At 56.2% G+C, this 17,736-nt stretch carries 18 protein-coding genes; 17 read left to right on the plus strand and 1 reads right to left on the minus strand.

Going from position 1 to position 17,736, the window contains the following annotated elements:
* Positions 1 to 76 precede the first annotated feature (76 nt).
* Positions 77 to 1,150 (plus strand): SepM family pheromone-processing serine protease, encoded by a 1,074-nt coding sequence (locus tag KQX66_RS28205; protein WP_253957488.1) that lies wholly within the window; start codon positions 77 to 79, stop codon positions 1,148 to 1,150.
* A gap of 3 nt (positions 1,151 to 1,153) precedes the next feature.
* On the opposite strand, the gene KQX66_RS28210 is transcribed toward KQX66_RS28205, so the two are convergent.
* Positions 1,154 to 2,389, minus strand: coding sequence for a nucleotidyltransferase (locus KQX66_RS28210; RefSeq protein ID WP_216796191.1), 1,236 nt, complete (start codon positions 2,387 to 2,389; stop codon positions 1,154 to 1,156).
* A gap of 153 nt (positions 2,390 to 2,542) precedes the next feature.
* Here KQX66_RS28210 and KQX66_RS28215 point away from each other — a divergent pair, with 153 nt between their 5' ends.
* The 16 genes from KQX66_RS28215 to KQX66_RS28290 all read left to right on the plus strand — a co-directional run bounded on the left by KQX66_RS28215 (position 2,543) and on the right by KQX66_RS28290 (position 17,696).
* Complete coding sequence (locus KQX66_RS28215; protein WP_054974199.1) at positions 2,543 to 3,070, plus strand: YceD family protein; 528 nt, start codon at positions 2,543 to 2,545, stop codon at positions 3,068 to 3,070.
* A gap of 40 nt (positions 3,071 to 3,110) precedes the next feature.
* Positions 3,111 to 3,284, plus strand: coding sequence for a 50S ribosomal protein L32 (gene rpmF / locus KQX66_RS28220; RefSeq protein WP_010501119.1), 174 nt, complete (start codon positions 3,111 to 3,113; stop codon positions 3,282 to 3,284).
* A gap of 178 nt (positions 3,285 to 3,462) precedes the next feature.
* Positions 3,463 to 4,071 (plus strand): transcription factor FapR, encoded by a 609-nt coding sequence (fapR, locus tag KQX66_RS28225; RefSeq protein WP_010501116.1) that lies wholly within the window; start codon positions 3,463 to 3,465, stop codon positions 4,069 to 4,071.
* Positions 4,055 to 5,050, plus strand: a complete 996-nt coding sequence (gene plsX / locus KQX66_RS28230; RefSeq protein WP_216796192.1) for a phosphate acyltransferase PlsX — start codon at positions 4,055 to 4,057, stop codon at positions 5,048 to 5,050. The genes fapR and plsX overlap by 17 nt, the downstream gene beginning before the upstream one ends.
* A gap of 2 nt (positions 5,051 to 5,052) precedes the next feature.
* On the plus strand, positions 5,053 to 6,045 hold the full coding sequence (locus KQX66_RS28235; RefSeq protein WP_216796193.1) for a beta-ketoacyl-ACP synthase III: 993 nt from the start codon (positions 5,053 to 5,055) through the stop codon (positions 6,043 to 6,045).
* Positions 6,046 to 6,149: 104 nt separating this feature from the next.
* Positions 6,150 to 7,091 carry an ACP S-malonyltransferase gene (fabD, locus tag KQX66_RS28240; protein ID WP_216796194.1) on the plus strand — a complete coding sequence of 314 codons (942 nt, stop codon included), beginning with the start codon at positions 6,150 to 6,152 and terminating at the stop codon, positions 7,089 to 7,091.
* 27 nt (positions 7,092 to 7,118) lie between these two features.
* Positions 7,119 to 7,859 (plus strand): 3-oxoacyl-[acyl-carrier-protein] reductase, encoded by a 741-nt coding sequence (fabG, locus tag KQX66_RS28245; RefSeq protein WP_216796195.1) that lies wholly within the window; start codon positions 7,119 to 7,121, stop codon positions 7,857 to 7,859.
* 170 nt (positions 7,860 to 8,029) lie between these two features.
* On the plus strand, positions 8,030 to 8,263 hold the full coding sequence (gene acpP, locus KQX66_RS28250) for an acyl carrier protein (protein ID WP_010501107.1): 234 nt from the start codon (positions 8,030 to 8,032) through the stop codon (positions 8,261 to 8,263).
* A 134-nt stretch (positions 8,264 to 8,397) separates the two neighbouring features.
* Complete coding sequence (gene fabF, locus KQX66_RS28255; protein ID WP_216796196.1) at positions 8,398 to 9,636, plus strand: beta-ketoacyl-ACP synthase II; 1,239 nt, start codon at positions 8,398 to 8,400, stop codon at positions 9,634 to 9,636.
* A 105-nt stretch (positions 9,637 to 9,741) separates the two neighbouring features.
* Positions 9,742 to 10,446, plus strand: a complete 705-nt coding sequence (gene rnc / locus KQX66_RS28260; protein ID WP_216796197.1) for a ribonuclease III — start codon at positions 9,742 to 9,744, stop codon at positions 10,444 to 10,446.
* Between the two features lie 212 nt (positions 10,447 to 10,658).
* Complete coding sequence (gene smc, locus KQX66_RS28265; protein WP_216796198.1) at positions 10,659 to 14,234, plus strand: chromosome segregation protein SMC; 3,576 nt, start codon at positions 10,659 to 10,661, stop codon at positions 14,232 to 14,234.
* A gap of 32 nt (positions 14,235 to 14,266) precedes the next feature.
* Positions 14,267 to 15,271 (plus strand): signal recognition particle-docking protein FtsY, encoded by a 1,005-nt coding sequence (gene ftsY / locus KQX66_RS28270; RefSeq protein WP_216796199.1) that lies wholly within the window; start codon positions 14,267 to 14,269, stop codon positions 15,269 to 15,271.
* Between the two features lie 112 nt (positions 15,272 to 15,383).
* A complete protein-coding gene (locus KQX66_RS28275) occupies positions 15,384 to 15,734 on the plus strand; it encodes a putative DNA-binding protein (protein ID WP_216796200.1) in 351 nt (116 codons plus the stop codon).
* 30 nt (positions 15,735 to 15,764) lie between these two features.
* Entirely contained in the window at positions 15,765 to 17,132 is a 1,368-nt protein-coding gene (ffh, locus tag KQX66_RS28280) for a signal recognition particle protein (protein WP_054974209.1), read from the plus strand.
* A gap of 38 nt (positions 17,133 to 17,170) precedes the next feature.
* Positions 17,171 to 17,443, plus strand: a complete 273-nt coding sequence (rpsP, locus tag KQX66_RS28285) for a 30S ribosomal protein S16 (RefSeq protein ID WP_010501096.1) — start codon at positions 17,171 to 17,173, stop codon at positions 17,441 to 17,443.
* A gap of 22 nt (positions 17,444 to 17,465) precedes the next feature.
* Complete coding sequence (locus KQX66_RS28290; RefSeq protein WP_010501094.1) at positions 17,466 to 17,696, plus strand: KH domain-containing protein; 231 nt, start codon at positions 17,466 to 17,468, stop codon at positions 17,694 to 17,696.
* Positions 17,697 to 17,736: the final 40 nt, after the last annotated feature.

The raw sequence follows: 17,736 nt of genomic DNA on the forward strand, positions 1-17,736 counted from the left end.
AGGCGTACGTTACCTATAGAGAATAACATTTGCGAACGGCTGGGGGGGAAAGCTGCCAATGGGAGAGGCAAGACACATGAAACGCGCGTCACGCGTCGTTTTTTCCGTTTTTATAGCGATAGCACTTTTGTACATTGTTTATTTTATGCCTTTGCCGCTCTATATTTTTAAGCCGGGGACGGCCGAGGACATTCATCCAATGGTTCACGTCAAGCAGGCTTCGGAAGAAAAAGGCAAGTTTATGCTGACTACGGTGCAGGTGGCGGACGCAACCGTTTTCGGCTATTTGATGTCCTACGTCCGGCCCTACGAAGAGCTGCGGCTGAAGCGGGATCTGCTTCGCAACAACGAGACCGAGGCGGAATATTCGCAGCGTCAGGAAGTCGTTATGCTCACCTCGCAGGCGGATGCGATTCAGGCGGCGTATAACCGGCTGAAAATTCCTTACCATATCAGCAAGGACGGCGTCGTCATCCAGCAGGTGTATCCGGATGTTCCGGCGCATGACGTGCTTCAGGCCGGCGATACCATCGTGAAAATCGGCGACAAACCGATCCAAACGATGGATGAGGTGCGGGGCGGCGTCACAGGCAAAAAAGCGGGAGACAGCGTCTCGATCAGCTACAAGCGCAAAGGTGTGATCCAGACGAAGGATATCGCTTTGTCCGCGCTGCCTGCCGATCCAAGCGCACAACCGGCAGAAGCTTCGCGGGTCGGGCTTGGAGTCGTATTGGCGGAATTGCACAGTGTGAAGGCCGAGTCGGAGGAGCAGCAGGTAACCATTCAAGCGGGAGACATTGGCGGGCCGTCGGCGGGACTGATGTTTTCGCTGGAAATTTACAACCGGCTGACGGCCGGCGATATTACGAAAGGCTACAAGGTGGCGGGAACCGGAGAGATCGATCCGGACGGACATGTCGGTGTTATCGGGGGCATTCAGCATAAAATCGTAGCGGCCGACCGGGCGGGCGCCGAAATCTTTTTCAGCCCCGCAGACTATAAGGCCCCGAACGGGCAGACGATCCCCAATTATTCGGACGCGAAGAAGCGCGCTGCTGAACTGGGGACCAAGATGACCGTCGTTCCGGTGGCCACGATGGGCGAGGCATTGGACTATTTGGCGAAGCTGCCGGCGAAAACGGGAAGTTAGGGATTAATCCGTCACAACGACCGGCGGTTCGTAGTAATCCGCGAACCAATCGCGGGGAGCAGGCGTTTCATATCCGAGCGCATAGACAGATGTAGCGCGAATATCCATCGCAAGCAGCGGCGAAAGCGTGTCCGTTACTTTGGTGACAACGGGCACCTTCGCCGTTGTTTTCATTCGTCGGAGCAGCTCCCTTCCTTTCGGACGAAAGCCAAGCACGCGAAGGTACGGCACGCCTTGGCCGAGCGTTTCGGCAGAGAGCTCATCCTTGGTATGATTCAGCAAAATGCGCAGCAAGGTGCGCTGCAGCTTGGTCCGCGTATAGCGCTTCGTTTTGAGCCGGTCCAGCAGTGAAGCGACGCAGCCCTCTCCAGGAGCTGCCGTCTCGGTCAGCGCTTGCCGGATGCGGTGCTCCAGCCCTTCCGTTACCTCATGGAATGTCGCTAGCTGCCCCGGGGTATGATTCATGAGCTGCAGCATCAGGGGCTTCGCAAAGCGCTCCCAATCGACCGGCGCGCGTCCGGCCTGCCATTCCCGCTCCAAAATATCCAGTGTCGCCGCGGGCGCATAAGGGCGGAGGGCGTGCAAAGTACGTTCCTCAAAGAGCAGCTTCCGCAGAGCGGTAGCGCTTGCAATCCGACCGTCCGTAATGTCGGTCTGATTGTATTCGGCTTTCGTCCTTGCAATTGTTTGCGGCCGGATGCCGCTGCGAAGCCGCCGCAGGGCAATCAGATAATGCAGCCCGAGCGTATTGTTCGGCTTGGCGAGCTCGCTTTCGTCCGCGCCCGGCACGAGCTGCGCTACGGCGCGGCTGTAGGCGGCCGGATACGGGACGCCGGCTTTCAGCTCCTGCTGCAGCAGCTCCCGCAGCGGAGCGGGCTCGTCCTGCAAGACATCGGCTGCCGCTTCAAGCCAGCCGATGTCGCCGCTTTCGCTGCCAAAGCAGAGGCTGTCGACGAGCCCGGTAGCGTCGAGCGCGGAGACGGCGCCGAAGGCGAACCATTCCGCCGGCTGGGCGCTGTAGGCGACCGGCAGCTCCAGCACAAGGTCGGCTCCCATGCGGAGCGCCATCTCGGCCCGTGCCCACTTGTTCACGACCGCCGGTTCGCCGCGCTGAAGAAAGTTCCCGCTCATGATGCAAATCGCGCTGTCCGCTCCCGTTACCTTTTTCGATTGTTGGAAATGATAGTAGTGACCGTTATGCAGCGGATTGTATTCGACGACGAGACCGACGGTTGACATGCGTAATGATTCCTCCCGATCAGCGGTTCAGGCTTCTTTTGCCATGAACGATTTTGTTTAATCACTATAGCATGAACATAGCATGAACTGAAAATGTTGACAAAACGGAACCGAAGTCGATATAATAATCTTTGTTTGTTTGGGGTGATACTCATGTTTATACATTTGAAAGATTTGGCATCCAAAGGCACGATCCGGATCGAAGGCACGGAAGATATGACAGACATTCTGCCGAAGTCCGGAAGTCTGCTCGGGTATGGCCCGCTGCAGGTGCGTTTGGAAGCTCGGGACAAGGCCGGCACGGCCGAAGTCACGGGCGAACTGGACATCGACGTGGAGCAATCGTGCTCGCGCTGCTTGTCCCCGGTCGGACAGCATTTGACGATTCCGTTTCATGAGACGTTTGTGAAGGGCGAAGAGCAAGAGCTGGAAGAGTCGGAGGATGAGGACCAGGACGAGGAAGACGTGCTGTATGTCTCCGAGGACCGGTTTGAGCTGAAGCCCTATTTGGCGGAAAGCGTCCTGATGGCGCTGCCGTTCATCCCGCTGTGCAGTGAAAATTGTCAAGGACTGTGTCCCGTGTGCGGAACGAACCGGAACGAGAAGGCTTGCGAATGCAAGACGGAGAAGGTGGACCCGCGTTTGGCCGGACTTGCGGATTTTTTTAAAGACCGATCGTAACCAGGAACGCAGGCTGAATTCGTTGAAGGAGGTGGGAAATATGGCAGTACCTCAAAGGAGAACATCCAAAACGCGCCGCGACAAGCGTCGTACTCATTTTAAATTGGAAGTACCGGGCATGGTAAAGTGTGACAATTGCGGTGAATTGAAATTGGCTCACCGAGTTTGCAAAGTTTGCGGTCAATACAAGAAAAGAGAGATTATTAGCCAATAATCTTTCTGCAGACAAAAGAGATAGTACTCCACCGTTAGGTGTAGTGCTATTTTTTTTGTCTGCTTGCGCTTCCCTTTTTATGCAGAATCCAGTATACTTTGCTTTGTGACTTGGTCATAAGAGATAGTGCCATGTCCTATGCATCAGGTGGGGACCTCCCTAGTTAAGCTAAAAAAAGGTGGTGCTCGTTATCGAACGCCTTCCGAAACGACAGCGCCAGCAGCAGTTGGCCAAAGCGATCGAAGAAAACCCGTTTATAACGGATGAAGAGTTGACGAAGCTGTTTCAAGTCAGCATCCAGACGATTCGTCTGGACCGGCTCGAGCTTGGCATTCCCGAGCTGCGAGAGCGGATGAAGCTGATGGCGGAGCAATCGTACGATCAGGTGCGTTCGCTTCCGCTGCATGAAGTCATCGGGGATGTCATTGATCTGCAGCTCGACAAGAGCGGCATTTCCATGTTCGAAATTCGAGAAGAGCATGTGTTTTCCCGGACGAAGATCGCCCGGGGTCATCATATATTTTCTCAGGCCAATTCCTTGGCCGTCGCGCTGATCAACGATAAGGTGGCGCTGACCGCCGCTGCGGACATCCGCTTCGTACGGCCGGTTAAACTGCAGGAGAAGTGCATTGCCAAGGCTTATGTCCGTTCGATCTCCAAAGGCAAGGCGAAGGTCGAGGTTTTTACATACGTCGGAGACGAAGTGGTATTCCAAGGGAATTTCATTATTTATCATGCAAGCAAAGATCGGCATGAAGGAGGAGAGCTTCATGCGGATAGCGATTGACGCGATGGGCGGAGACCATGCGCCGCAGGCAGCGGTGGATGGCGCGATTGCGGCGGCCGAAGAATGGCCGGATACGACGATTGTGCTGGTTGGAGATACAAGCGTGCTGGAGCCGCTCGTTCAAGGCAAGAAGCTTGCGAATCTGGAATTGAGACACGCAAGCGAGACGATCGAAGCGGATGACGAGCCGGTGAAGGCGGTGCGGCGCAAAAAGGACGCTTCGATGGTCGTCGCCGGCCGTATGGTGAAGGAGCAGGAAGTAGGCGCCATGATATCGGCGGGCAACACGGGAGCGTTGATGACGACGGGCCTTCTGGTTGTCGGTCGAATCAAAGGAATCGAGCGCCCGGCGCTCGCGCCGATGCTGCCGACGGTGGACGGGGAAGGCATTCTTGCGCTCGACCTCGGAGCGAATATGGACGCGACGGCGGAGCATCTGGTGCAGTACGCCATCATGGGCAGCTTGTATCGAAGTAAAGTGCACGGGGTGGCCGAGCCGCGCGTCGGTCTCCTTAACGTGGGTACGGAAGCGATGAAAGGCAACGAGCTGACGAAGGCGGCATTTCCGCTGCTGGAGCAGGCGCCGATCCGTTTCATAGGCAACGTCGAGTCGCGCGACGTGCTCCGGAAGCCTTGCGACGTCATCGTATGCGACGGCTTTGCGGGGAATATTATGCTTAAATCGATGGAAGGGGCGGCCTCGGTCATCTTCTCCGTCTTAAAAGAGCAATTTATGCGTACGTGGTACACGAAGCTGGCGGCGGCGGCGGTAAAGAAGGGCCTCGGCCAATTCCGCAAAAAAATGGATTACACCGAACATGGCGCAGCGCCTTTGCTGGGCATTAACGGTCTGGTGCTCAAAAGCCACGGCTCGTCCAACGGCGTAGCTTTTAAAAATGCGGTGCGTCAAGCCCGGGTCGCTTTAAAAAACGATTTGGTCCGCAGCATTTCTGCGGAAATTAGCAACGGGAGCGAGTAGTTATGAATAGCAGCTTAAAGCCTGTAGGCATTCTCGGAACGGGAAAATATGTGCCTGAGAAGGTACTGACCAATTTCGAGCTGGAACAAATGGTGGACACAAACGACGAATGGATCGTCACCCGCACCGGCATCCGCGAACGCCGTATCGCTTCCGCGGAGCAAGCGTCGTCGGACTTGGCCTATGAAGCATCGAAAATCGCCCTGAAGAATGCGGGCATTACGCCGGAAGAGATTGATTTAATTATTGTGGCGACGGTTACCCCGGATATGGCGTTCCCGTCAACGGCATGTATTTTACAGGACAAGCTTAGGGCCAAAAAAGCGGCCGCCTTTGATCTGTCTGCTGCTTGTTCGGGATTTATCTACAGCCTGGCCAACGCCGCCAATTTCATCGCCACCGGAACGTATAAATATGCGCTTGTCGTAGGCGCGGAATGTTTATCCAAAATTACGGACTACACCGATCGGAACACATGTATTTTGTTCGGAGACGGTGCAGGCGCGGTCGTGCTGGGAGAGGTGCCGGAAGGCCGCGGATTTAAATCGTTCGAGCTTGGCGCGGACGGTACGGGCGGCTCGCTGCTGAACGTTGCCGCCGGCGGTTCCCGTTGTCCGGCATCGCCGCAAAGTCTGGAAGGCAAGCAGCATTTTATCTTCATGGCCGGTAGCGAGGTGTTCAAATTCGCGGTCCGCATTATGGGAAGCGCTGCGGAAGAGGCGCTGCGCAAGGCGGGAATCGACAAGTCCGAGGTGGATTTGCTCGTCCCGCATCAGGCGAACATCCGCATCATTCAGTCCGCGCTGCAGAAGCTGAATTTGAGCGAGGACAAATGCATGATCAACCTGGACAAATACGGCAACGTGTCGGCAGGATCGATTCCGATCGCTCTTGCGGAGGCAGTGGAGTCCGGACGGGTCAAAGAGGGCGACTGCCTGGTGCTTGTCGGCTTCGGCGGCGGCTTGACTTGGGGCGCTTCCGTCTTGGTATGGTAAGTGAATGATCCGGAATATGGAGTTCAATCTTAATATCTCTGTGCAGGACCGGCCGTTTCGGTCCATCCGAACGGCTTGCTGTCGGTAATAAAGGAGAATCGGATATGGGGAAAATCGCATTCGTCTTCCCGGGCCAGGGGGCTCAGGCGGTAGGAATGGGGAAAGACGTTTATGAAGCGGATGCCGCCGCACGGGGCATTTTCGAATCGGCCGATAAGGCGCTCGGCTTCCCTCTCAGCCGCATCGTCTTCGATGGTCCGGAGGAAGAGCTGAAGCTTACCGTTAATACGCAGCCTGCGCTGCTGACAACCAGCATAGCCTACCTTGAGCTGTTTCGCGCGCGCCACGGTCTTCAGCCGGATTATGCCGCCGGGCACAGCCTCGGCGAGTACAGTGCGCTTGTGGCGGCAGGCGTGCTGAGCTTTGAAGACGCGGTCCGTACGGTACGTGCGCGCGGCGAGTTTATGGAACAGGCGGTGCCGAGCGGACAAGGCGCTATGGCAGCCGTGCTCGGCGCCGAGCGCGAAGCGCTGCGCCAGCTATGCGCGGACGTTAGCGGGCAAGGAACCGTCGTCGAGCTTGCGAACCTGAACTGCCCGGGACAGATCGTTGTTTCCGGCAGCAAGGAAGGGGTGCAGGCCCTCGCTGAGCGAGGCAAAGAGGCCGGCGCGAAACGCGTGATTCCGCTTGAGGTTAGCGGGCCGTTTCATTCCTCGTTGATGAAGCCCGCTTCCGAGCGTCTCGGCGGCGTGCTGGAGTCCGTTGAAATGAAAGCGGCGGCCGTTCCGGTCGTTGCCAACGTGACGGCGCTGCCTGTGCAGGAGCCTGCGGAAATCAAGCAGCTGTTGATCGATCAAGTACATTCCTCCGTGCTGTGGGAAGACAGCGTCGCATGGCTGCTCGGACAGGGTGTGGACACGTTTGTCGAAATCGGCAGCGGCACCGTTCTGGCAGGTCTGATCAAGAAAATCGACCGCAGCGCGAAAGTGTATTCCATCAACAGTCTGGAAGCCATCGAGAAATTTCAGCTGGAAACGACGGAATAAACGATTATTCATGGGAGGGATTAGCGCATGCTAACGGGTAAGGTAGCACTGGTTACCGGCGCATCTCGCGGCATCGGCCGGGCCATCGCCATCGGTCTCGCCGAAGCGGGTGCCGATGTGGTGGTTAACTACGCGGGCAGCGAAGCGGCGGCGGCGGAAGTTGTGCAGACCATCGAAGCGCTGGGACGCAAGTCGTTTAAGGTGAAGGCGAACGTCGGTTCCGTGCAGGAAGTCGAAGAGATGTTCAAGCTCGTTCTGGAAGCGTTCGGCCGGATCGATATTTTGGTCAACAACGCGGGAATTACGCGGGATAACCTGATTATGCGCATGAAGGAAGAGGAGTTCGATCAAGTAATCGAGACGAATCTGAAAGGCGTATTCAACTGCGTAAAAGCGGCTACGCGCCCGATGATGAAGCAGCGTTCGGGACGGATCATCAACATCTCGTCCGTTGTCGGAGCGATGGGGAATGCCGGTCAAATGAACTATGTCGCCGCCAAAGCCGGCGTCATCGGTATGACCAAATCGGCGGCAAAAGAGCTTGCTTCGAGAGGCATTAATGTCAACTGTGTGGCTCCCGGCTTTATCGAGACCGATATGACGGACAAGCTGGCAGAAGATCTGCGCTCGCAGCTTGCGTCGCAAGTTCCGCTGGCCCGCTTGGGGCAACCGGAAGACATTGCCAAAGCGGTGATATTTTTGGCGTCCGACGATTCGTCCTATATGACGGGGCAGACGCTTCATGTCGACGGCGGCATGTATATGTAGCGCGGCTTGCGGCAACAATGGGCGGAGGTGCGGGCGCTTGCATCGCACTGCCAGAGTTGCCGCAAAAATTGAATTTTTTGGCGAAAATAGTTTTTTTTCGCACTAAACGAGGCTTTACTATGGCATTTTGTCCATAAGTTAAGTATAATACCAAAGAGGAGGTGAACCGGATGTCCGACGTTTTGGATCGCGTAAAACGCATCGTTGTGGACCGTCTCGGCGTTGACGAAGCGGAAGTGACCCTTGAGGCTTCTTTTAAAGATGATTTAGGTGCCGATTCTCTCGATGTCGTGGAATTGGTTATGGAATTGGAAGATGAGTTTGATATGGAAATCTCTGATGAAGATGCAGAGAAGATCACTACTGTAGGTCAAGTAGTTGAGTACATAAAATCTCATACGTAAACGCATAAGTCCCGTTTTTCTTGGATAAACGGGACTTATCTCCATTCCGTGCCTGACTGCGCGCACCAGTGAGCTTGACCCCTTACGAATGAAGTACATAACGAAGGTTATTTACGATAGAGGTGAATTACAGCATGAAACAAAGAGTTGTTATTACGGGTCTCGGCGTGATGTCTGCGCTCGGACGCGATCTTGAAACCTTTTGGGGGAATCTGTTGGCCGGAAAGTCCGGTGTCAGCGCGATTGAGTCGTTTGACGTCAGCGAATATCCGACACGGATCGCCGCCGAAATTAAAGATTTCAATCCGGAAGATTATTTTGACAAGAAAGAAGCCCGCCGCATGGACCGCTTCGTGCAATTTGCCGTAGCCGCCACTATAACGGCCTTGAAGGATGCAGGACTGAATGTCAAAGAGGATACCGATCCGGAACGGGTCGGCGTTTATGTCGGCTCGGGAATCGGCGGCTTGTCGACTTGGGAAGAGCAGCATAAAATTTTGCTGGAAAAGGGACCGAAGCGGGTCAGCCCGTTCTTTATTCCAATGATGATCGCCAATATGGCATCAGGTCAAATCTCGATGATAACGGGTGCCAAAGGACCGAACAGCACGGCCGTTACCGCCTGTGCAACAGGTACGCACTCCATTGGAGACGCCTTCAAGACGATCCTGCACGGCGATGCGGACGTCATGATCTGCGGCGGCGCGGAAGCGACGATCAGTCCGACGGGCGTTGCCGGCTTTTGCGCGCTGCGCGCCATGTCGACCCGCAACGACGAGCCGGAAAAAGCGAGCCGTCCGTTCGATACGGATCGCGACGGGTTTGTCATGGGTGAAGGCGCCGGCATTCTCATTCTGGAATCGCTGGAGCATGCGCAGAAGCGCGGCGCCCGCATTTACGGTGAAGTGATCGGCTACGGCATGAGCGGAGACGCGCATCATATGACCGATCCGGACCCGGACGGCGCTGCACGCTGCATGGTCAAAGCCGTGAAAGACGCCGGCATTCCGCTTGAAGCGATCGATTATATCAACGCGCACGGTACTTCGACGCCGATCGGGGATAAATCGGAGACGGCCGCGATTAAGCAGGCATTCGGCGAGCACGCTTACAAGCTGGCTGTCAGCTCGACCAAGTCGATGACCGGTCACTTGCTCGGCGCAGCGGGGGGCGTGGAAGCGCTCATCTGCGCACTGGCCTTGAAGCATGGCGTTATCCCGCCGACAATCAATCTCGACAATCAGGACCCCGAATGCGATCTGGATTACGTGCCGAATACGCCGCGCCCGTCCGATCTGCGCATCGTGATGTCGAACTCGTTCGGCTTCGGCGGCCACAACGCAACGGTCATCCTGCAAAAGTACGAGGCTTAAGGGCATAGACTTCACGAGGTTGGCCAAACTATAACATTGTTTCGTGGGGTTGGCTGCACAATTCAATCTCCACGAAACAAATTGCTTATACGAAGGTGATTAGATATGCATCGGAACTTAAAACAGCTGCAAGCGGACCTGGGGATTTCGTTCCGGCGTCCCGACCTTCTACGGCAGGCATTTACCCATTCTTCCTACGTGAATGAGCATCGAATCGGTCACTGCAAGGATAACGAGCGCCTGGAGTTTCTCGGCGACGCTGTCCTGGAGCTAACTGTGTCGGAATATTTGTTCGACAAGTATCCGGACCGCACGGAAGGCGAGTTGACCAAATTGCGGGCCTCCATTGTCTGTGAGCCCTCGCTCGTCGGCTTCGCCGAGCAGCTCGACTTCGGATCTTATGTGCTGCTCGGCAAAGGAGAGGAGCAGACCGGCGGTCGAACCCGTCCGGCACTGCTCGCAGATGTGTTCGAATCGTTCATCGGTGCGCTTTACTTGGACCAAGGCTTGGAGCCGGTGCGCGCTTTTCTAAGCCGCCACATGTTCCCGGGCTTGCCACAGCAAGGGCGTCTGTTAACAGCGGATTACAAAACGATTCTGCAAGAGCATACCCAGCAGCATAATATGGGCCCCTTGGAATACAAAATCGTAGACGAACGCGGACCTGCTCACGAGCGGGAGTTTGCGGCGGAAGTATATCTTCATGAGGAAATGCTTGGTCGGGGACTCGGCCGCTCCAAGAAGGAAGCGGAGCAGCACGCGGCCGCAGAAGCGCTTTCGAAGCTGGAGGTCAAGGTGGATCAGTCATAAAGCAAGTTCGCAGAAGGTGACGGCCGTATAGCGGGCCGTCACTCTTTTTTTTGCAGGCGGGCGGGACCGTTAGTCAAAAACCGATCTCGTCGTTTAGGTTCAGACGACAGCAAGTCCATCGCAGCCTGCGTATAGATCGCCGGACTGCTGAAGCGGACGGTATCTACTATAGGTCCGGAATATGGTACAATAGCCGTAAGAGGTGAGCCAAGTTGTTTTTGAAACGTATCGAGCTCTCGGGCTTCAAATCGTTTGCGGATCGGACCGAGCTGGAATTCGTACAAGGAATTACGGCGGTGGTCGGGCCGAACGGCAGCGGAAAAAGCAACATCTCCGACGGCATCCGCTGGGTGCTTGGCGAACAAAGCGCCAAGTCGCTGCGCGGAGGCAAGATGGAAGATATTATTTTCGCCGGAAGCGATGCCCGCAAAGCCGTCAATTACGGCGAAGTATCGCTAACGCTCGATAATGCGAGTCAGTCGCTGCCGCTGGATTACAGCGAAGTGACGGTTACCCGGCGCGTGCACCGCAGCGGGGAAAGCGAATATATGATCAACAAGCAGCCCTGCCGGCTCAAGGATATTACCGAGCTCTTTATGGACACGGGAATCGGGAAGGAAGCTTACTCGATTATCGGGCAGGGGCGCATCGAAGAAATTTTGAGCACGAAATCGGAAGACCGCCGAGGTATTTTTGAAGAAGCTTCGGGGATCGTCAAATATAAATCGCGGAAGCGCGAAACGGAAAAGAAACTGCAGGAAACGGAGCAAAACTTGCTGCGTATCCACGATCTGGTGTCGGAGCTGGAAGACCAGTTGGAGCCGCTGCGCGTGCAGTCGGAGAAGGCGGTGCGCTTCAAGGAGCTGAAGGAAGAGCTCAAATCGAGCGAAATCGCGATGTATGTCCATCAGATCGAGCAGATTTACGCAAGCTGGACGGATACGAACGCTCAGCTTGAGAAGCTTCGCGAATCGCAGCGCGAATTGTCCGGCGTGATCAGCAAGCAGGACGCCGAGCTGGAGAAGGAACGCTGGGAAACGCGGCGGCTGGAGGAAGAGATCGAAGGATTGCAGCAGCACCTGCTTCAGCTGAGCGAGGATTTTGAGAAATGCGAAGGCCAGGGCGAGGTACTGAAAGAGCGGAAAAAAAATTACGCTTCCAATAAAAACCAGATCCGGCTTGCCGTTGTCCAGCAGGAGCAGCGGGTGCTTGATAAAGAGGCTGAAATTGCCCAGCTGCGCGAAAAAATCGCCGCGATCGGAGCGGAGCTTGCAGAGACACAGGCCAAGCTGAAGGCCGAGGAAGATCGGCTGCTCGGCGTAACGGGAGGCATCAGCAGCGCTGAGGAAGATCGGCTGAAGGGCGAGCTGCTTGAAGTGCTGAACGACTCCGCCAATGCCCGCAATGAAGCGCGGTATGCCGAGCAGCAGCTTGAAGCGCTCGGCCGCCGGCTGGACCGGCTCGACGACGAGCACCGCAAGTGGCAGGAGCAGCAGGAGAGCATCGCGGAGCGCAAAGCGGCTTTGGAGAAGAAACTGGAAGAAGCCGTGGCCGCGATCGCGGAGGTGCGGAATCAGTATCTGGAGCTCAGCCAAGGATTGAAATCGAAGCAGACGCTGTCGGAAGAGGCGCAGGCCGCCGTCCGCAAGTGGGAGCAGAAGATCGATTCGATGGTGTCGCGGCGCGATACGATGCGCGAGATGGCGAACGACTATGACGGCTTTATGCACGGCGTCAAGGAAGTGCTGAAGGCGAAGGACCGCGGCGATCTGCGCGGCATTCGCGGCGCGGTGGCCGAGCTCGTCAAGGTGCCTGCCCATGTGGAAGTCGCCATAGAGACGGCGCTGGGCGGCGCGCTTCAGCATATCGTCGTGGACAACGAGGCGAACGGCAGGGATGCGATCGCTTTTCTGAAGCGCCGCCAGCTCGGCCGGGCGACGTTTCTGCCGCTGGACGTTATTCGCAGCCGGTCCATTCCGGAAGGTGAACAGCGTCAGATTCAAGGCATGGAAGGCTTTGTCGGCATCGCCGTCGATTTGGTGCAGTTTGAAGATACGTACCGGCAAATTGCCGGCAGCTTGCTCGGCAATGTCATCATTGCGAATACGCTGGAGGTTGCCAACCGGATCGCGGCCCGGGTACAGTACCGGTATCGCGTCGTTACGCTGGAGGGCGATGTCGTGAACCCCGGCGGTTCGATGAGCGGGGGCAGCCAACAGAAGAAAACGACAAGTCTTCTGAGCCGTCAACGGCAAATCGAAGACATGGATAAGGACATCTCGCTGTCCGAAACCCAGCTGAAAAGCTTCCGGGCCAAAGCGGAGGAGCTGCGCCGCGAAATCGGCGAAACGACGCGCAAGCTGGACGAACTGCGGGCAGAAGGCGAGAACCGGCGGATCGAGGAGCAGCAGATTCGCGCTTCACTTGAGCCGTTGGAGCATGAAGCGAAGCAGGTGGCCCAGCAGCTTACGCTGTACGGCGCCGACGGCGAAACGCTGGCGGCCGAGCGCAGCGATCTGGAGCGCCGGCGGACGGAAGCTCTCGAAGCGCAGGAGCGACTGCAGCGGCAGGAGGCCGAGCTGCAGCAGGCGATCCGCGACGCCGAAATCCGCCGCAAGGCGAGCGAGTCGGAGAAGGAGGAGCTGCAAACGCAGCTCACGGACCTGAAGGTGAAGGTCGCGGCGCAATCGCAGGAGAAGCAGTCGCTGCACGAGCAGGAGCGCCGTTCCCGCAATGAGCTGGAAACGATCAAGCACGAGCTGGAAACGAACAGCGAGATGGAGCGGCAGCTCGACTCCGACATGGCGAATCACGAGCAGGAATCCGTGCTGCAGATCGAGCAGCTTAATGATTTGAAGCTGAAGAAGCAGCAATGTGCGGAGCAGCTGGATATGAAGCGCGCGGAGCGGGCGCAGTGGGTGGCCAAGCTCGAAGCCGAGGAAAGCAAAACCAAGGAGCAGCGCACCCAGCTGCGGCAGATCGAGGAGCAGCTCCATCAGACGGAGGTTCGCGTGAACCGCTTGGACGTGGAGCTGGAGAACCTGCTCAAAAAGCTCTCCGAAGATTACGAGCTCAGCTATGAGCTGGCGAAAGAGCGCTATCCCGTACCAGAGGACGTTCCCGGTACCCAAAATAAAGTTCGCGAGCTGAAGCGCGAAATCGCCATTCTCGGGGAAGTCAACCTCGGGGCGATTGAAGAGTACCAGCGTGTTAACGAGCGATACTTGTTTCTGGCGGAGCAGAAGAACGATCTGGTGGAGGCCAAAACGGCGCTTTATCTCGTGATCCGCGAGATGGACGAGGAGATGGGACGACGTTTCCGTTCCACGTTCGATGCGATCCGTTCGCATTTTGTCGTCGTCTTCGGCAAGCTGTTCGGCGGCGGCCGGGCCGACCTCATTTTGTCGGAGCCGGACAATTTGCTGGATACGGGCATTGAGATCGTAGCGCAGCCTCCGGGCAAAAAGCTGCAAAATTTGCAGCTGCTCTCCGGCGGCGAACGGGCGCTGACCGCCATTGCGCTGCTGTTCTCGATCATCCGTGTCAAGCCTGTGCCGTTCTGCGTGCTCGACGAGGTCGAAGCGGCGCTGGACGAGGCGAACGTGACGCGCTTTGCCGAATATTTGCGCGAGTTTTCGATGTCGACGCAATTTATCGTCGTCACGCACCGCAAAGGCACGATGGAAGAAGCCGACGTGCTGTACGGCGTGACGATGGAAGAGGGCGGCGTCTCGAAGCTCGTATCCGTCCGACTGGAAGATGACGAAGCCATTATGGAAGCCGGCTGATGCCGATATATTGAGATTGAGGTAGGTGCCCCGTGAGCTTTTTTAAACGATTGAAAGAAGCGATTTCGACCAAAGCCGAAACGGTGACGAACAAGTTCAAGGAAGGCTTGGCCAAAACGAGAGACGTGTTTGTCGAGCGCGTTGAGGATCTGTTCTCCCGCCGCAAAAAAATCGACGAAGATTTTTACGAGGAGCTGGAAGAAATTCTGATCGGCGCCGATGTGGGTGTAAACACGGTGCTGAAGCTGATCGAGGATCTGCGGGCCGAAGTCCGCAAACGCAAAATCGAGAATCCGAGCGAGCTGCAGCCGATTTTGTCCGAGATGCTGATCGCGCTGCTCAAAGGGCAGGAGCAAACCGGGCTGCGCATGGCCGAATCCGGCCTCACGGTCATTTTGTTCGTAGGCGTCAACGGCGTTGGCAAAACGACGACGATCGGCAAAATGGCCCATATGCTGAAATCCCAGGGCAAAAAAGTGCTGCTTGCCGCCGGAGACACGTTCCGTGCCGGAGCGATCGAGCAGTTGGAAGAATGGGGACGCCGCGTAGGCGTCGACGTGATCAAGCAGCAGGCGGGCTCAGACCCGGCTGCGGTCATGTACGACGCGCTGCATGCGGCCAAATCGCGCGGCGTGGACGTGCTGCTCTGCGATACGGCGGGCCGGCTGCAGAACAAAGTCAACCTGATGGAAGAGCTGAACAAAATTTACCGCGTCATCCGCCGCGAGGTTCCGGAAGCACCGCACGAGGTGCTGCTGGTGCTCGATGCGACGACCGGACAGAACGCTTTGCAGCAGGCGAAGCTGTTCGACGAGAAATCCGGTCTGAGCGGCTTGGTGCTGACCAAGCTGGACGGAACGGCAAAAGGCGGCATTGTCGTCGCGATCCGTCAGGAGCTGCAGCTGCCTGTCAAATTCGTCGGCCTCGGCGAGAAGATGGACGATCTGCAAGCGTTCGATTCCGATCAATTCGTGCATGCGCTGTTCAGCAAATGGATTGCCGAGTCGGAAAAGGAAGAGGAAAAAGCCGGTCAATAAGCCGGCTTTTTGCCTGACAAGGAGAAAAGCTTGACATCCCTCTTCAGTTTCAGTATGATAAGTGAGGTTGATTTGCTGTAAAGTGTTTTACCTTAACGGGGGTGAGGCACGAATGACGGAGGAACATGTCCTTCAAAAGACGAATCGGATTAATCTGCTGTTCGATTTCTACGAACGGCTGCTGACGGAAAAGCAGCAAATGTTTTTGAAGCATTATTTTCACGATGATTATTCGCTTGGCGAGATCGCATCGGAATTCAGCATCAGCCGTCAAGCGGTTTACGAGCATATTAAACGGGCCGAATCGGTACTTGAGGATTACGAAGGCAAGCTGCGGCTTCTGGAGAAGCACGAAGAGCGGCAGCGGCTTCTGCGGCAGCTTGAGGCGCTTAGCGGCGGTCTGCCGGAGCCTCAACGTATGGAGATTCAGGCCGTCATGGAAAAGCTTAACGAATTGGATTAACATATTCCCTCCGGAAGGTGGTGACGACCTGTGGCATTCGAAGGACTATCCAGCCGGCTGCAAAGTGTATTCAGTAAGCTTAGAGGAAAAGGCAAGCTGACCGAGGACGATGTAAACGAAGCGCTGCGGGAAGTACGGCTTGCGCTCCTTGAGGCGGATGTCAACTTTAAGGTCGTCAAGGAATTCATCGCCAAGGTGAAGGAACAGGCGATCGGACAAGAAGTGCTGCAAAGCTTTACCCCGGCGATGGTTGTCGTCGATATTGTAAATAAAGAGCTGACGGCCCTGATGGGCGGGACGCAGAGCAAGCTGGCACGGGCGAACAAGCCGCCGACGGTCATTATGATGGTCGGTCTGCAGGGCGCGGGGAAAACGACGACGACCGGCAAGCTCGCGAAGCTGCTGCTCCAGCAAAATCACCGGCCCCTGCTGGCGGCAGGCGACATCTACCGTCCGGCTGCGATCAAACAGCTTCAAGTGCTGGGCGAGCAGTTGAAGGTTCCGGTGTTCTCGCTGGGCGACAAAGTAAGCCCCGTCGAGATTGCGAAGCAGGCGCTGCAGCATGCGAAGGATCATAACAACGATTATTTGATCGTCGATACAGCGGGCCGTCTTCACATCGATGAAAGCTTGATGGACGAATTGAAGCAAATCGTCGAAGCGGTTAGCCCCGACGAGATTTTGCTGGTAGTCGACGCGATGACGGGGCAAGATGCCGTCAACGTGGCCGAAAGCTTCCATAAGCAACTGGAGCTGACGGGCGTCGTGCTGACGAAGCTCGACGGCGATACGCGCGGGGGGGCGGCGATTTCGGTCAAAGCCGTCACCGGCTGCCCGATCAAGTTTGCTGCCATGGGTGAGAAGCTGGATGCGCTCGAACCGTTCCATCCGGAACGGATGGCTTCCCGGATTCTCGGCATGGGCGACATGCTCACGCTGATCGAGAAAGCGCAAGCGAGCATCGACGCCGACAAGGCGAAGGAAATGGAACGCAAGCTGCGTACCGCGGAATTCACGTTTGACGACTTCCTGGAGCAGATGGAGCAGGTCAAGAAGCTGGGTCCGCTGGACCAATTGCTCGACATGCTGCCGGGCGCAGGCAAGATCAAGGGTATGAAGGACGTCAAGGTCGACGATAAGCAGATGGCTCGCGTCGCCGCCATCGTCAAGTCGATGACCAAGGAAGAACGGCAAAATCCGGATCTGCTTAGTCCGAGCCGGCGCAAGCGTCTGGCTGCGGGCAGCGGCAATTCCGTGCAGGATGTCAATCGGTTTATCAAGCAGTTCGAAGATATGCGCAAGATGATGAAGCAGTTCTCCGGCATGATGGGGCCCAAAGGGGCCAAGCAGCTGAAGAACCTCAAGAAGCTCGGACGCGGGATGAAATTCCCGTTTTGAGATAAATGATGTTTAACTCTATTGGGGAGGTGATATACATGGCAACTCGCATTCGTCTGAAGCGTATGGGCGCTCACAAAGCTCCTTTCTACCGCGTAGTGGTTTCGGATTCCCGTTCCCCGCGTGACGGTCGTTTCATTGAAGAGATTGGCACATACAATCCGGTTGCTCAACCAGCCGTTGTGAATATTGACGAGGAAAAAGCACTGAAATGGCTCCAAAACGGTGCACAAGCTTCCGATACGGTTCGCAGCCTGTTCAGCAAAGCTGGCATTTTGACAAAATTTCACGAGTCTAAACTGCAGAAGTAATCTGTAAGATTCGGAGGGTACGATGAAGGATCTTATTACCGTTATCGCCAAGGCGTTGGTGGATCATCCTGAAGAAGTACGCGTGAATACGGTCGAGGACGACCGCAGCATTACGTTTGAGCTGTCGGTACACCCCGACGATGTCGGCAAGGTCATCGGCAAGCAAGGACGTATTGCCAAGGCGCTTCGCACCGTAGTCACATCCGCTGCAGTGAAAGAACCGAAACGTGTTTCGGTTGAAATCGTGTCATAAGGGAAACATGAGAGTTAGGAGCTGCTCCTAACTCTTTTCT

Source organism: Paenibacillus oleatilyticus (genome assembly GCF_018998565.1).
In the GTDB taxonomy this organism is placed as follows: domain Bacteria; phylum Bacillota; class Bacilli; order Paenibacillales; family NBRC-103111; genus Paenibacillus_G; species Paenibacillus_G oleatilyticus.

What these genes read in the sequence shown, in the direction of transcription:
- KQX66_RS28205 (WP_253957488.1), top strand. Translation starts at nt 77, where the DNA reads ATGAAACGCGCGTCACGCGTCGTTTTTTCCGTTTTTATAGCGATAGCA.
- KQX66_RS28210 (WP_216796191.1), bottom strand. Translation starts at nt 2,389, where the DNA reads ATGTCAACCGTCGGTCTCGTCGTCGAATACAATCCGCTGCATAACGGT.
- KQX66_RS28215 (WP_054974199.1), top strand. Translation starts at nt 2,543, where the DNA reads ATGTTTATACATTTGAAAGATTTGGCATCCAAAGGCACGATCCGGATC.
- rpmF (WP_010501119.1), top strand. Translation starts at nt 3,111, where the DNA reads ATGGCAGTACCTCAAAGGAGAACATCCAAAACGCGCCGCGACAAGCGT.
- plsX (WP_216796192.1), top strand. Translation starts at nt 4,055, where the DNA reads ATGCGGATAGCGATTGACGCGATGGGCGGAGACCATGCGCCGCAGGCA.
- KQX66_RS28235 (WP_216796193.1), top strand. Translation starts at nt 5,053, where the DNA reads ATGAATAGCAGCTTAAAGCCTGTAGGCATTCTCGGAACGGGAAAATAT.
- fabD (WP_216796194.1), top strand. Translation starts at nt 6,150, where the DNA reads ATGGGGAAAATCGCATTCGTCTTCCCGGGCCAGGGGGCTCAGGCGGTA.
- fabG (WP_216796195.1), top strand. Translation starts at nt 7,119, where the DNA reads ATGCTAACGGGTAAGGTAGCACTGGTTACCGGCGCATCTCGCGGCATC.
- acpP (WP_010501107.1), top strand. Translation starts at nt 8,030, where the DNA reads ATGTCCGACGTTTTGGATCGCGTAAAACGCATCGTTGTGGACCGTCTC.
- fabF (WP_216796196.1), top strand. Translation starts at nt 8,398, where the DNA reads ATGAAACAAAGAGTTGTTATTACGGGTCTCGGCGTGATGTCTGCGCTC.
- rnc (WP_216796197.1), top strand. Translation starts at nt 9,742, where the DNA reads ATGCATCGGAACTTAAAACAGCTGCAAGCGGACCTGGGGATTTCGTTC.
- KQX66_RS28275 (WP_216796200.1), top strand. Translation starts at nt 15,384, where the DNA reads ATGACGGAGGAACATGTCCTTCAAAAGACGAATCGGATTAATCTGCTG.
- rpsP (WP_010501096.1), top strand. Translation starts at nt 17,171, where the DNA reads ATGGCAACTCGCATTCGTCTGAAGCGTATGGGCGCTCACAAAGCTCCT.
- KQX66_RS28290 (WP_010501094.1), top strand. Translation starts at nt 17,466, where the DNA reads ATGAAGGATCTTATTACCGTTATCGCCAAGGCGTTGGTGGATCATCCT.